General features: G+C 56.6%; 13 protein-coding genes and 1 other RNA gene. 8 read left to right on the forward strand and 6 right to left on the reverse strand.

The window, feature by feature from the left end:
- Positions 1-347 precede the first annotated feature (347 nt).
- Positions 348-2,174, reverse strand: coding sequence for a thrombospondin type 3 repeat-containing protein (locus VM163_00925; protein HUT02441.1), 1,827 nt, complete (start codon positions 2,172-2,174; stop codon positions 348-350).
- Between the two features lie 891 nt (positions 2,175-3,065).
- Between VM163_00925 and rnpB the strand changes: the two genes are divergently transcribed.
- Positions 3,066-3,444, forward strand: an RNA gene (gene rnpB, locus VM163_00930) — RNase P RNA component class A.
- A 172-nt stretch (positions 3,445-3,616) separates the two neighbouring features.
- Here rnpB and VM163_00935 read toward each other — a convergent pair.
- Genes VM163_00935 through VM163_00945 form a run of 3 tightly spaced genes read right to left on the reverse strand, consistent with a single transcriptional unit; the run spans position 3,617 to position 5,838 of the window.
- Positions 3,617-4,066 (reverse strand): nucleoside deaminase, encoded by a 450-nt coding sequence (locus VM163_00935; protein ID HUT02442.1) that lies wholly within the window; start codon positions 4,064-4,066, stop codon positions 3,617-3,619.
- A 4-nt stretch (positions 4,067-4,070) separates the two neighbouring features.
- Positions 4,071-5,339 carry an imidazolonepropionase gene (gene hutI, locus VM163_00940; protein HUT02443.1) on the reverse strand — a complete coding sequence of 423 codons (1,269 nt, stop codon included), beginning with the start codon at positions 5,337-5,339 and terminating at the stop codon, positions 4,071-4,073.
- Positions 5,329-5,838, reverse strand: coding sequence for a hypothetical protein (locus tag VM163_00945; GenBank protein ID HUT02444.1), 510 nt, complete (start codon positions 5,836-5,838; stop codon positions 5,329-5,331). Before VM163_00945 ends, hutI begins: the two co-directional genes overlap by 11 nt.
- A 481-nt stretch (positions 5,839-6,319) precedes the next feature.
- Here VM163_00945 and VM163_00950 point away from each other — a divergent pair, with 481 nt between their 5' ends.
- From VM163_00950 to VM163_00965, 4 genes are all read left to right on the forward strand, one after another.
- The gene (locus VM163_00950; protein ID HUT02445.1) at positions 6,320-7,354 is read left to right on the forward strand and encodes a radical SAM/SPASM domain-containing protein; all 1,035 of its coding nucleotides are present in this window, start codon (positions 6,320-6,322) and stop codon (positions 7,352-7,354) included.
- Between the two features lie 141 nt (positions 7,355-7,495).
- Complete coding sequence (locus VM163_00955) at positions 7,496-7,738, forward strand: type II toxin-antitoxin system HicB family antitoxin (GenBank protein HUT02446.1); 243 nt, start codon at positions 7,496-7,498, stop codon at positions 7,736-7,738.
- Positions 7,738-7,956, forward strand: coding sequence for a type II toxin-antitoxin system HicA family toxin (locus VM163_00960; GenBank protein HUT02447.1), 219 nt, complete (start codon positions 7,738-7,740; stop codon positions 7,954-7,956). Before VM163_00955 ends, VM163_00960 begins: the two co-directional genes overlap by 1 nt.
- Positions 7,957-8,373: 417 nt before the next feature.
- Positions 8,374-9,648, forward strand: a complete 1,275-nt coding sequence (locus tag VM163_00965; protein HUT02448.1) for a nucleotidyltransferase family protein — start codon at positions 8,374-8,376, stop codon at positions 9,646-9,648.
- Between the two features lie 181 nt (positions 9,649-9,829).
- Here the strand turns inward: VM163_00965 and VM163_00970 are convergent, their stop codons facing one another.
- Together VM163_00970 and VM163_00975 are read right to left on the reverse strand one after the other, a co-directional pair.
- Positions 9,830-10,912, reverse strand: a complete 1,083-nt coding sequence (locus VM163_00970; GenBank protein ID HUT02449.1) for a tyrosine-type recombinase/integrase — start codon at positions 10,910-10,912, stop codon at positions 9,830-9,832.
- A complete protein-coding gene (locus VM163_00975; protein ID HUT02450.1) occupies positions 10,905-11,891 on the reverse strand; it encodes a hypothetical protein in 987 nt (328 codons plus the stop codon). The genes VM163_00970 and VM163_00975 overlap by 8 nt, the downstream gene beginning before the upstream one ends.
- Before the next feature lie 146 nt (positions 11,892-12,037).
- Here VM163_00975 and VM163_00980 point away from each other — a divergent pair, with 146 nt between their 5' ends.
- From VM163_00980 to VM163_00990, 3 genes are all read left to right on the forward strand, one after another.
- Complete coding sequence (locus tag VM163_00980; GenBank protein HUT02451.1) at positions 12,038-12,241, forward strand: helix-turn-helix domain-containing protein; 204 nt, start codon at positions 12,038-12,040, stop codon at positions 12,239-12,241.
- 82 nt (positions 12,242-12,323) lie between these two features.
- Positions 12,324-12,554: a hypothetical protein gene (locus VM163_00985; GenBank protein HUT02452.1), complete on the forward strand. Its 231-nt coding sequence runs from the start codon at positions 12,324-12,326 to the stop codon at positions 12,552-12,554.
- On the forward strand, positions 12,551-13,497 hold a 947-nt coding region (locus VM163_00990; protein HUT02453.1), incomplete at its 3' end, for a primase-helicase zinc-binding domain-containing protein. The genes VM163_00985 and VM163_00990, both read left to right, overlap by 4 nt.

A 13,497-nucleotide genomic window follows, 5' to 3' on the forward strand; every position in this document is an offset into this window, starting at 1 on the left:
ACCATCGTGTAGGGGCAGGTCACCGTGCCTGCCCTGTCCAGTTATGATAATAAAATGGCGTTCAAACACATCCCCGTCGTGTAGGGGCGGGGCTTGTCTCCGCCCTTCTTCGAGGGCCTACCACGTTTTCCGAACTGGGCAGACACAAGGCCTGCCACTACATGCCCCGCGCGTTTGTCGCCAACCTCCAGAAAACGTCAGCGCGACGAGATGTCAAATCGCCCCTTTATGCGTTCGATGCGATGAGGCTAGGGCGGCTCGTGAGCCGCCCCTACATGCCCCGCGCCCGCCTATGCGCAACCTCTTTGTCTTAAGGGATCAGCCCCTTTCAATCGTATTTAGCTATCTCATTCTGAACACCAATCAGTAAGGTTCTCACAGCCCAAACCTCCTTCTTTGTCGTTGATGCAGCATACAGCCTTGCTAAGGTCCTCTGCATGCTCGCCCGCCCCATCTACCTCGTCCATGAACTTCACCAGCTGGCCACAACCCGCGTCATCGTTGTTTTTGTCGAAGTATCTCTGGGCTGTTTTGAGGATCCCAACGAGTTTTACCTCGAGCAGAACATCCAGTCCCAGCGTCTTGATGTATGCGCCAACGTCGTTCAAGTCATCCTCGGCCCCGTCGCCGTCAATGTCGCAGTCAGCGCCGCCCTCTTCGCACGCATCGCCGACGCCATCTCCGTCGGCGTCCGCCTGACCCGGATTGTAGGTGTTCGGGCAGTTGTCACACGCATCGCCCACGCCGTCCTCGTCAGCGTCCGCCTGGTCGGTGTTGGCATGCTTCGGGCAGTTGTCGTTTGCATCAGGGATAGTGTCATTGTCGTCATCAGCATCGCACGCGTCGCCGATGTCATCGTTATCTGCGTCCGCCTGGTCGGCGTTCGCATCGTCGGGGCAATTGTCGCACACGTCGCCGACGCCATCGTCATCGCCGTCCGCCTGATCAGTATTAGGAACGTCCGGGCAGTTTTCCTCAGCATCAGGCACGCCATCTTCGTCTCTGTCGGCCGTCGCCTCATAGTGGTAGCCCATATCCACCGTGCCACTGTCGCAAACAGCGTCCGTTCGCGTCGTGTAAGTGTCCAGCCCCCAGCTCGCCGCTGTGCCGGTGCCTGCATCGACGCAAGGGCTGTCATATTGTTGTTCTTTCTCCTCAGTCGCAGTCTGGCTTAAGTAGTAATCACCCAGTGGCCCTGCCACAAAGAGCGGGTCGCCGCTAATGTTGCCTCGGCCCTTCCAGCCTCCCTCGATGCAGGAGTACGAGATAGTGAATCCACCGTCACCACCAAGCTGGACCCCGCCGTTCGCCCACAGGATGGAATCTGTCACCTTTGCTCGAGATGTAGTGCGGCAGTATATTCCTCCCGCTCCGTTATCGGCGACCGTGCAGTTCTGCACCGTCAAGCCGCTCCTATCCGCGTTGATAAATGCGCCTGCTGCGCCGGCGGCGGTGTTGTGGTGGATCGCGCAGTTGGAGAGTGTTGGAGAGGCCCCGCTGTAACAACGCAGTGCCCCTCCGGCTCCGAGAGTCATATTATACGAAATGTCACAGTCCACGATCCTCGCTGAGCTGCCATCGCAGCACGCGATCCCACCTCCGCCACTTCCGATGTAGTTTGCATCATTCCATGAGATCGTGCACTTCGAAATCAGGGGAGAACTGGTGGCGCACCATATCCCCCCGCCCGACTGGTCAGCCGTATTGAGGGTGATGATACATCCACTGATCGTGCCGGAAGCACTGAACCAGAATATCCCGCCACCGACTGCGGCTGAGCCCTTTGTGATAGTGAAACCGTCGATGGTGACGCCGCTTAGTTGCTGGACCGTCACGACGGACCCTGCCCCGCTGCCGTCAATAGTGGTCACGAACGTCTCCGGGTCGCGATCGCCTGTTCCGCCAGTCTGATAACCGCCGAGAAGCTCAACGTAGCTCTTGAGGGTTATGTTCTCGGTGTAGGTGGCTTCCGCGACGTGGACGGTGTCGGACGATGTGCCCAAACACGCATCGATCCCCTCCTGAATCGCGGTGAACGCGTTAGTCCAGCTGTCACCGTGCCCATCGCCGGTCGCATTTGCGTCAACGTAATAGTCTGCTGCTGTGCCGTAGCCGACGAGGCCGACGGCCAAGGCGACTGAAATCAGCAGTGTGAAAACAAGTTTGCTTCTCATCAAAAAGACCTCCTGTCTTTGTGATTTGCCAATGCCGGCGGCGCCGATAGGCTGTGCGCATAGACGCGCCGTTGACATTAGACGTTTCCGGCTGGTGACAAAACAACTCATCGCCTCGCCATTTGCTGTTTGGTGATTAACGTGCGCTGGGCCTTATTCTCTAGGCATTACCCCTTTCGCTATTCGCCTTCATCTATCAGGCTGCTTCGCATGCAACCTAAGAAAACTCTAAGTGGGGAGAGTCTGGGCGAGCCAACTAGCAGGAGTGAACTTCGAGAGCACTAGGAGCACATTACACGAAACGGAGCTTCAAGAGGCAACTCCGTCCAAACGCTCTTCGCTGCTTGCCCCTGTAGCGCAGAGTTCAGCTCGCCCAAAACCCCCACAAATCTAACTATAACACAAGATAGCTGCCATGTCAAGCACTTTTTTCTTAGGAGAGTTTCCGCTAGTCGAGCCGCTCTGCTACGGGCACCTTAGTGAGAGCAGAACGCATGGCTGGGCCTGATTCTTCGGGAGTCCCCCAGAAATCAGACTGGAGCGGGGAACGTTGCGGCTGCCTCGCGGCTGGAGGGCAGAAGCTCGTGCCCGAAGGGCAGACCATGGGTAGCCGCAGGCGTAGCCTGACGGTGCGAATAGCGCCACAATCCCTCTCCCCGTTGCGTTGCACGCACGGGCTACCCACGGTATCCCCTATCGGGGATTACAGCCTGCACCCCTCCGTTCGCACCCGTTAGGTGAAAGAAGCAGCAACTCGGCCGTCGACATGAACTCCCGTGTCTATGTGGCAGCCAGCTTCAGAGCTCAACTTCAGAAACGATCAATCTGATTATCGGGTGGTTTTGGAGTAGTTGATCCCTGGAGAGTTTTAGGTTAGGTTTGCGCCTCGCCAGAGTTGGGGAGGCGGTCGCTGGCGCGTGTTTCACGTGCTGGAGGAAAGTCCGGACTCCGCAGGGCAGGGCGCTGGGTAACTCCCAGGGGGGGAAACCCCACGGAAAGTGCAACAGAGAGCAGACCGCGAACTCGCCGTGAGGCGAACGCAAGGGTGAAACGGTGAGGTAAGAGCTCACCAGCGGCTCGGGTGACCGGGCTGGCTAGGTAAACCCCGCCCGGAGCAAGACCAAATACAGGGGCGTTTGAGCGCGGCCCGCGCGAGCCCCGGGTGGGTCGCAGGAGGCGTCGGGGAACCGGCGTCCCAGATAAATGGCCGCCGCCCGCCGACGGGTAATCGCCGGCGGGAACAGAATCCGGCTTATCCCTTGCTCTGGCACTACTCTCCGATTGAGAACGTATTGGACTAGCACGCGGTCTTGATGGTCTGCTGCTTGAGCGGTCTGACGCGGTCGTCTATATATATTATAGGGGCATGGTTGAATGCCTTGCCAAGATTCTTGTGCAAATCTAGGGTGAAATGATCTGTTCGCCCGAAGTACAATCAGTGCTCACGGCCTTCTAGTCTCGAAGAAGTCGCGGAGTATCTCTGCACACTCCTGCGCAAGAACGCCACCCCGCACGATAAGCGCGTGATTGCCGGCCTTGACAATACTGTCCCGGGCAAGCAGCCGGACCGCCCCGAACTTCGGCTCCTCGCAGCCAAAGACTATCGTGCCCACCCTTGCCTGAAGCGCCGCACCGAGGCACATGAGGCACGGCTCGGCAGTCGCATATAGAGTCGAGCCTGTCAGCCGCCAACTGCCGGTGAACTGGGCGGCCTGACGAAGCGCCAGTATCTCCGCGTGCGCTGTGGGGTCACAGAGATTCTCCTTGGAATTATGGCCACGACCCAGAATCTGGCCGTCCCTTGCCACGACGGCGCCTATCGGGACCTCACCCTCCGCGAATGCACTCCGTGCCTCGTGTAAGGCTTCTTTTATCAGCGACTCATCGTCCACTAGCTCACACCAGCTGGCCGTCGCGGACGACGATCACACCATCCTTGATAACGGTATTCACCAGATTGACGCCAAACTGGTAGGGAATCTCTACAGCGCTTTGGGCGTCGCAGAGGACAAGGTCTGCAATCTTGCCCCTCTCGATGCTGCCAATTCGGTCCGACCTGCCAAGTGCATAGGCCGCGTTCAGTGTGCTGGCGGCGATCGCCTCGTAAGGATGCATGTGCATCATGGTGCAGGCGATCGTCATGATATGCGGCATGGAACGGACATTACAGGAGCCGGGGTTGAAATCCGTGGCGAGGGCGATTGGGAGCTCCGAGTCGATCATCCTCCTCGCTGGGGCGTATTTGGAGAGACCGAGAAACAACACGCACCCTGGCAGCAAGACTCCCGCGATGTCACTTGCGGCCAAGAGCTCGATGTCGCGCGGACGGGCCACGTCCAGATGGTCCGCTGAAATCGCCCCGACCTCGGCCGCCACTCCGCAACCACCTATCGAGGCAAACTGGTCAGTGTGTATCTTGGGGATCAGCCCGAACTGCTTGGCCTGATTAAGAACAAAGCGCGATTCGTCCACGGTGAAGGCGCCCTCGTCGCAGAACACATCGCAGAACTCCGCAAGCCGATGCTCTGCCACGTAAGGGATCATCTTCTCCAGAACTACTGCCAGGTAGCGAGAACGCGAGATACCGTCCGGAACCGCATGGGCCCCAAGGAACGTCGGGACAACCGTGATAGGATGGATGCCCCCGAGCTCCGCCATGACCTTCAGCATCTTCGCCTCTGTCTCAAGGTCGAGGCCGTAGCCGCTCTTGCACTCCACAGTCGTAGTCCCAAATAAAAGCATCTGGTTGAGGCGCTTCCGCCCCGTCTCCAAGAGGTCCTCAAACGCGGCCGCGCGAGTTGCTCTCATTGTGCTCTTGATGCCTCCGCCAGCGGCCGCGATCTCGGCGTAACTTCTTCCCTCGCATCGTGCCGCAAACTCCTCCTCGCGCGAGCCGGCGAACACAAAATGAGTGTGGCAATCCACAAACCCCGGCAGCACGGTCTTGCCGCGGCAATCGATGGCTTTGCCAGGACCCTCGCGGAACTCGTCCGGTAGCTCGGCCGTGGGCCCCACCCAGGCGATCTTGTCGCCCGAAATGGCAACCGCCCCTCCGTGAACGGTCTCAAGCTCCCGCAACCCCGCGCCTCGTTTGCAGCGCTCGCCGGACTGCGAGACCGTTACCAGCTCGGAGATGTCCTTTAACAGGATACTGTTATTGTCCATTAAGAATCTTCCATTCCCCGACTGCATCACCCTCGCCGTCATGGAAGCCTCCGGCGGCCTCCAAAACCTGCCCGCAACCGTCCTCGCAAAGGCTAACATCCCAGTCGCAATTGTCAATCCCAAGCAGGTCCGAGACTTCGCAAAGGCTCTCGGACAACACGCCAAAACCGACGCGATCGACGCCAAGAGCATCGCTCAATTCGGCCTTAAAATTCAACCCTCGCCTCGAAAACTCCCCAGCGAGGCGCAGGCTATGCTGACCAAATTGCTCGCACGGCGACGCCAACTGCTCCATAATCGCGTGGCCGAGCAGAATCGCTTGAAAACCGTTCGTGCGAAGTTGATCCGCCGAAACATCGAAGCTCATATACACTGGCTTGACAAGCAGATGAAGAAGATTGATGAGAAGATCGAGCAGCAGGTCCGCAACAGCCCGATGTGGCGTGCGAATGAACAACTCCTGAAAACTGTGCCCGGTGTCAGCGACATCACGGCCCATCTCCTAATTGCTCAACTGCCCGAACTCGGCAACCTATCACGACGACAGATCGCTGCACTGGCCGGCTTGGCTCCCTTCGCTCACGAGAGCGGCCAACGCCGTGGCAAACGTTTTGTCTCCGGAGGCCGAGCACACGTCCGAGCATCGCTTTACATGGCTGCCCTAAGCGCCTCAACGAACAACCCTACACTACGCGATTTCTATCGCCGACTCCTCGATAACGGCAAGCCCAAAAAACTCGCGTTGACCGCCGTCATGCGCCGAATGCTCACAATCCTAAATGCTATAATCCGAGACCAAAAACCCTGGCAACATTGCACAAGCAACCCTTGACACCAAACACAGTCACTCTGTATGTTCTCGGCGCACTCAAGTTTGCGTCTCGCCCAAGAATCACTTTGATGCGGCGTGTCTTCCGATTAAACTACCGCCATCAAAACGATCAGGCAAATAATGTTACAGCTTTTAGTGGGTTGGTAACTTGGGCAGATACGCAGCACGACTTGCGAAGTTCCTCTGGGCCTACAAGTTCGGCAGAACGCGGCTTTCCTATGCGCCGATCTTCGTCTGGTTGGAGCCCACAAATCGCTGCAACCTCAAGTGTCCGCTGTGCCCCACAGGGGAGGGTCTGACACGCGAACGGGGCGAGATGACGATCGATCTATATCGACAGGTCCTCGAGAAACTCAACGAGGCGCCGCCACTTCTTTTGACGCTCCATCTTGCCGGGGAACCGCTGCTTGCAGAGAACATCTTTGAGATGATAAGGCTGGCGAAGGAGGCGGGCATACAGACCACGCTCTCCACCAACGTGACCCTCCTCTCGCCACCGATTAGCCGACGACTCATTCAGGCGGGCCTGGATTCGATACGCCTGGACTTCTGCGCGGACAAAAAGACGTTCGAGAAGGTGCGCCTCGGGGCATCTTGGGAGAAGGTCTATGCCAACATCCTGGGACTCCTTAAGGTTAAAGCCGAGCTGAACGTCGCAAGACCGATAGTCAGGATCAAGGAAGTCTCAGATTCTGGCGCGTCGCACAGGGAGAGGGCCAGAGCTATGAGGGAGCTCAAGTCCCTCTTCCACGGCTTCCCCGTCAAGGGCTTCAGCTCGCTTGAGATTCACAATTGGTCGGGAGCCTTCGCAACAGCCCACGAGGATTTGGGCGAGGCGCACCGAGTGCCGAGGCGCTGGAGGCCGTGTTCACACCTTTGGACAAGTTTGGCTATAACGTGCGATGGCCTCGTTGTCCCTTGCTGTCGTGACCTCGAGGCCGAGTGCGTCGTGGGCGACCTGAAGACACAATCGCTTATGGATGTCTGGAACGGAGACAGGCTCCGAGCGATGCGAGATGCCATGGTCAAACGAGACCTCAGCCAGATCAGTCTCTGTGCAAAATGCTCGCGGCTGCACCAAAAACCTCGATTCTTGTTCTACACGTTCGGCTTCATCTATATGCGGCTCGACCAGCTGTTCTCTGCCATCGCCAGGCTGCTTGGAGGCGTGCGACACCGCTAGCGCGCAGGGCATGGCCGCCGTGCCGGTGTCGGGTGTCCTGCCCGCCCTTCCCCCTTTTTCCTTTTTCGTCCGTCTCTGCTTTACGGAAACTCCCCATTATTGATGCTTGCTCGAATCTCGCAGAAGTGGTATTTGAATGGAATGCTGACGAACTACATTAAAGCGGCCATGAAAGCGGCCAAGTATGAGATTCTGTCCGACGACGGCACTTTCTACGGCGAGATACCCGGATTTGACGGCGTTTGGGCCAATGCTCAAACACTCGAAGGCTGCCGCGATGAGTTGGAGGAGGTTCTGGAGGAATGGATACTGTTCCGCGTGTCCAAGAACATCCCCCTGCCAACTGTCAATGGGCTCCTGCTGGCTGTGAAAGAAGTGGTTTGATGCCTCGGCTGGGCCCGATCAAGCGAAAGGACCTTATCGGATACTTGAGCCAATATGGCTTCAAGGGACCATTCTCCGGAGGAAAGCACCTGTTCATGATCAAAGATGACGTCACCCTCCGTACCCCCAACCCTCATAGGAGCGATATAGGCAAAGATCTGCTCGTCAGGATACTACGGCAAGCCAGAATCGATAAAGCCGATTGGGAGAAGCTCTAGCTCAAACCTCTAGCTTCGCCCAGAGGCACTTCTTCGCTGCCGGCCGGTTGGGGACGAGCTCTGCCAGGTGTGGGGCGAGCATTGCCCAGGCTGGCTGTTTCCTCTAAGAGCCGAGAACAGCCAGTGGCACCACAACACTGGCCCATACCTCTTCTGGGGGCACGGTCTCGATATGGACTGGTTCATGGCGGCCTGAGACACCCTAGCACAGCGATTCGAGGACCGTAACACCAGCGCTTCGGAATACGACACTCCTCAGCAGTTTCGGCTTTGCGATTCAGGGGGAATGTAGTATTACTTTTGTGGGTTAATTTGTCGCGTCCCCACAACGATAATGTTTACGTTGAGTCGTGGTTTCGCGGCGGCTACTCTTGTTCGATATTCACCTAAGTTCTTGTGACGAGGCGCCACAATCGGATGCGTTCCTTCAGAGGAGTTTTTCGGCCAGAGGAGGAGCTGCTACTTCTGCTGCTGCGCCGCGAGCTGGACGAGACGGACAGGAATCGCGTAACTGAAATAGCTGCTGGCAAGCCCAACTGGGCTCGCTTCGGGGAGATGTGCGATCGTTTCAGACTCGGCCACATCATTGCGTTCAACCTCAAGGCGTTTGCTGACCAAACCGTCATTCCGGCCGACCTCTTGCAGCAATACAACGCTTTGCTCTTGTCGGCGGTAGTTCGGAACGAGTTCTGGGTATTGGCTCGTGAGCTCCCCTCGATAATCAATGTTTTCAGCGAGAGCGGGGTCGATGCGATGCTCTTGAAAGGTCCAGTCGTGGCCATGTTGAACTACTCATCCCCCGGCCTGAGGCTGTTTGGGGACCTCGATTTCTTGGTTCGGCCTAATGATCTGGAAAAAGCCGCAGAAAGCTTGATGAAGGCGGGCTTCGAGGTTCCCAAATCCAGGCAAGACATGCTTAGAAAACGCAGGGAGGGAGACAAGACGTTTCCGCCTCTGGTCAGAGTGAATCCCTCTGGGCAGACCATAATGCTTGACCTGCACTGGCGGCTGAGCGGTAAGTTCAAGTCCGCAGATGCGAGATTATGGGAGCTGGCCAGGCCTCACAAGTTCGGCAAGAGCTCGGTCTTGGTCCCGTCGGCTGAGCACCGGCTTTATCACGTCTGCCTGCACACAGCGCAGCATGATTTCACACGTGAGGTCTGGAACGGCTCGTTCTTGACTATGCAGTCCGTGTGCGACATTAATGCGATAATCCGTAGCGACGGCGGGGACCTTGACTGGTCGGAGTTTCACCGTGTCGCCTCGTTTTCCAGTATAGAAGGATACTGCTACAGCTACTTCAGACTGGCGGAGGTTCTGCTCGGCACCCAAGTCCCGAGAGAAGTCCTTGACGGTCTTCGCCCCGGGGATGGTCCGGACGCCCATGACTGGTCCACCATCGCCATGGAGTTCATCAGAGACCGCCCCGACGACGTCAAGCGCTTCGCTTTCACCTCCCTGCTGCGCCGCGACATCAAGCCCTCGCTAAGGCTGAGGCGCTTCTGGGGGAGGTGTTTCCCGCCTGTTTCCTCCGTCGCAAGACACTATGGCGTCTCCGAACATTCGTGGCTTAAGTATCTATGCTATGTGCGAAGGCTTGTCCGGCCGTCGATCGTCAGAAAGGGTCTGTTTTTGAGCTTTAGGCTTGCGCAGATGCTGCTGCGTAAGGTCTTCTCTCGTCGCGCCTCGTGAGCGCTCGTGCGGCTATAGGAATTCGGCGGCGACTCAGAGGTGAAATCGCCGGGAAGGCGGCTAAATGGCTTGGGCGGAACAGGATTCGAACCTGCGACCCCCGGCTTGTAAGGCCTGAGGGCATAGTTCGCAGACCAGCCATATAGCCTACAAGCGAACGCCCAGTAAATGTAGTGTGTTGTCAGTGTGTCTTTTCGTTCACGCGGCCAACGCTTGTCTCACTTGCGGACATACCGTCTTGCGACACAATGTCCGGCATCTGATTCGCGGCATCACGAAGCTTACGGTCTGTCAGGTGTGAATATCTCAATGTCATGGCAAGGCTCTCATGTCCGAGTAGCCGCTGGACAGTGAGCAGATCAACGCCCTGATTGACCAACGTTGATGCTGCGGTATGCCGTAAATCGTGGAAGGTGAAGCCCACAAGGCCTGCTCGTCGCAAGGCACCCGCATAGCTCTTCTTGATGTCACCAACGGGGAACAGCTTGTCGTTCTCAGCCCCACGTGGCAACCCCTGCAATATATGCACGGCTTGGGGGCATAGGGGGACTGTCCGGGGAAGGTGGTTCTTGGATGTCTCGACGGTTAAGGTCTTGCTCGCAAGGTCAAGGTGCCGCCATCGCAATGCCATGAGCTCGCCTCGACGACAACCTGTCGTCAGTGCCAATACGACTATCGGATACAATAGAGGTTGTCTGCTCTCTCGACAGGCCACAAGCAACTGTCGTTGCTCTTTTATTCGCAGGAACTTCATACGCCGGGTTTCGGTGAACATGCCAATATGCGAGGCGGGGTTGTGCTCAAGCAGTTCCCAAGCGATTGCTAGGTTGAAGACACGGCGGCAACAGCTCATCTCACGATTGACAGAGGCGCCGCTCACCTCTTGCTTGCGCGCCATACGATAGCGGTCAAGGTCTTCTCGCGTTATGCTAATTGCAGGTCGCTTTCCAAACACTTTGCAGAGATTGGCCGTTAAGCTGAGATCCCGCTCATACGAGGCTGCTGTTTTTTCACTCTTTGACCACTTAAGAAATCGGTCGCAGAGCTGCCGAAATGTCAAGTCACAAGGCGGCTTTCTCCCATGGAACTTGTAGTCAGACCGCTCGACACGCCTCGCTGCCAGGCACTCCATTGCTCTTTTCTTGGAGGTATGACCAGTTGATTCACGGCGATAATTGCCTTGATAATCTTTGTAGCAAACCCACCAGATCCTGCCTCGCTTGAAGAGTCCTCTTTCTCTCGTGGTGCGTTTCTCATTAGGCATGGTGCTCATCCTCCTGTTGGCTCTTAGCTTTGCGACGATCGTTATGCCAGGCGTATCTACAGTCGTCTGAACAGAAGCGGTCCGAGGCGCGAATCTCCCAAAATAAATGGCCGCATTCCTCGCACTTACGCCATGCCAACCTGCGTGGTGTGCCTCGGGGTGGAAATCGCATGAAATTGAGTAACGCGTCGATGAGATTGACTTCAATGTAATCCCTGTTGCCTATCTGGTCGAGCTTGGTGGGTGGCAGGAATTCGCCTTCGCACATGTAATGTGCTGTATAGAGCTTGATGGGATAATAGGGATCGTCGATCCGACCATCGGATGTGATCCACTTTGCATCTTCCGTTCTGGGCTCGATGTGGTCTTCGTTGAAACTCTTGAGAACCTGTCTGAAGCTGTTTCGGCCCAGTTCGTATACTCTCAAAGATGGTCTTCTGTTGCGGTCGAAGGGATTGGGGATCTTAATATATTCGTTCCAAAAGATGTAAAGCGACTTCTCGCTTCGGCGTATTGATGGAGGTAGCCGCTTCCTTATCGCCTTCAGCAAGATACGGCTACTCTCGTGCTCAAGCAAAGGACGAAGGCGATAGCTGGAGATAGAGGTCTGGATCAACTCAAGGGAAAAAAGGAGTGGGTCGTTGTGTGTGGGCGGGACGAGCCGGGCGTTGAGCATCGCTCTTATGGCGTCCCAGCGGAAGTATCTATCGCATTGAGTTAAGGCGCGATCACGGTAAAGGTCCTCCAGCATCTCCACTGGCTCGTATCCCGTAAAGGAGTATGAAGCAGGCATATCATCCGGCTCTTCGAATTTGCTGTCCAGTATCTGCCGAATATGCCGCCACAGTAGTGTTGTTTCTCGTTTCGTATATTTGGACTTGGAGTCTGGCAGGTTCCTCTGGTCGTCAAGCAACCGCAGCAACTCAGGGATAGGCGTCGTCTCAACGACGTGTAATAATTCATTTCGCACGTATCTCATATTTTCTCTCTCGGTGATGTTCTGGCTCTACAAGGGCATTATTTGCCACTTGACACGGGACAATATAGTTTGATAGTCTCCTATTCGGACTCGCATGGCGAGTGAAGCATAGTTCGTCACAAATTATAATTACAGGAGAAATCGTGATGAGTAAAGAACTTATGACCGCGGGCGAAGTCGCGGACTATCTCCGCCTGAGCGTTAAATCGATCTATGAGAGGGTGCAAAGGCACGCGCTGCCCTTTGTCAGGATTGGTGACTCCCGTACCATACGTTTTCGTCGTAAGGACATGGAAGAGATGATCAAGGACGGGCATGTGCCAATGGAGAGACGGGGCGGGGGAGGGTAGGACCTATGAGCAGCAGCATGTCGAGTCGAGGTAGCACGTGCGAGAGACAGGCGATCTCGGAGCTCGGACGGGAGGCGGCGCAATGACCAGCCAAAAAGGCAGGCCGCGCGGGGCACTGTTTTCGCTAGTCAGCGCTCCGTCGGCCCCAAGCAATCTGTGTATAAGCAACATAGAGCAGCCAGCTCACGGTTGTCAACGCCGCACGCCGGTGGACATTGACCAACAGCTCGTTGACAGGACGTTGGACCAAGCTCTGGACGTTGCGCTTCTGACGGTCTTCGGCCAAATCGCGATGGCGAGGGGGGGATTATGAATCTAGTCGATGAGGTGCGCCGTGACGGCATACAGCTGAAGAAGGTGTCGGGCACATCGGGCGGGGAATGGCATGGCCCGTGTCCATTCTGCGGAGGTAAGGACAGATTCAGAGTCCAGCCGGACCACAACGGGAAAGGCCGCTGGGCATGCCGGCAATGTGACAAAAGCGGCGACATCTACTCCTACCTGCAAGAGAGGCGGGGTATGAGCTTCCCCGAAGCGAAACAATACCTCGGTGAGACGCAGCCGCCCAGGACGACGCCGATACTATCCCAAGAACAAGAGCAACAGAAGCGTCTCGCCTGGGCGAAGCTGGCCGATAAGCTCGTCAGGGAGTGCGAGGCGCGGCTGTGGACCGATAAGGGGAAACAGGCGCTTGAATACCTGCGTGGCCGGCTCCTGCGCAATGACACAATCAAGACAATGCGCCTCGGATACAATGAGCTAAACGGGCGACTGTTTGGCACGACGGGGTCGAAAGTTGCAGCAGGCATAACAATCCCCTGGCTCGTGGACGGTGAGGTGGTATGTGTCAACGTCCGACGCCTGAAGCCACAAGGCAAAGAAAAAAGATATAAGGCTGTCGGTGGCAGTAGCAAAGACCTCTACTTCCTGCCAGTGGATGATAAGACGCTTTGTGTAGTCGAGGGTGAGCTCGACGCGGGCCTGGTGCTTCAAGAGCTCGGGCTATCGGTCGCAGCGGTTGGATCAAACACGGCCATCAGCAACGAGCTAAAAGCGCTGGTCCAGAAGTTCGAGTGTGTGGTCTTGATACCGGACGGCGACGAGGCCGGTTCGAACATGGTCGAGAAATGGCAATCGCAGTTTGATAACATCCAGGTGTTCAGGTTGCCCAGCCATGATGTAACCGATTTCGTGAAGTCCGGCGCAAACCTAGACGCTTGGTGGCGCGAGCAAGAGGACGCAATCGGCAAGGTCGA

The sequence above is a fragment of the bacterium genome (assembly GCA_035527515.1).
In the GTDB taxonomy this organism is placed as follows: Bacteria; B130-G9; B130-G9; order B130-G9; family B130-G9; genus B130-G9.

What these genes read in the sequence shown, in the direction of transcription:
- VM163_00985 (HUT02452.1), top strand. Translation starts at nt 12,324, where the DNA reads ATGACCAGCCAAAAAGGCAGGCCGCGCGGGGCACTGTTTTCGCTAGTC.
- VM163_00955 (HUT02446.1), top strand. Translation starts at nt 7,496, where the DNA reads ATGCTGACGAACTACATTAAAGCGGCCATGAAAGCGGCCAAGTATGAG.
- VM163_00970 (HUT02449.1), bottom strand. Translation starts at nt 10,912, where the DNA reads ATGCCTAATGAGAAACGCACCACGAGAGAAAGAGGACTCTTCAAGCGA.
- VM163_00980 (HUT02451.1), top strand. Translation starts at nt 12,038, where the DNA reads ATGAGTAAAGAACTTATGACCGCGGGCGAAGTCGCGGACTATCTCCGC.
- VM163_00965 (HUT02448.1), top strand. Translation starts at nt 8,374, where the DNA reads ATGCGTTCCTTCAGAGGAGTTTTTCGGCCAGAGGAGGAGCTGCTACTT.
- VM163_00975 (HUT02450.1), bottom strand. Translation starts at nt 11,891, where the DNA reads ATGAGATACGTGCGAAATGAATTATTACACGTCGTTGAGACGACGCCT.
- VM163_00960 (HUT02447.1), top strand. Translation starts at nt 7,738, where the DNA reads ATGCCTCGGCTGGGCCCGATCAAGCGAAAGGACCTTATCGGATACTTG.
- VM163_00925 (HUT02441.1), bottom strand. Translation starts at nt 2,174, where the DNA reads ATGAGAAGCAAACTTGTTTTCACACTGCTGATTTCAGTCGCCTTGGCC.
- VM163_00945 (HUT02444.1), bottom strand. Translation starts at nt 5,838, where the DNA reads ATGGGCCGTGATGTCGCTGACACCGGGCACAGTTTTCAGGAGTTGTTC.
- hutI (HUT02443.1), bottom strand. Translation starts at nt 5,339, where the DNA reads ATGGACAATAACAGTATCCTGTTAAAGGACATCTCCGAGCTGGTAACG.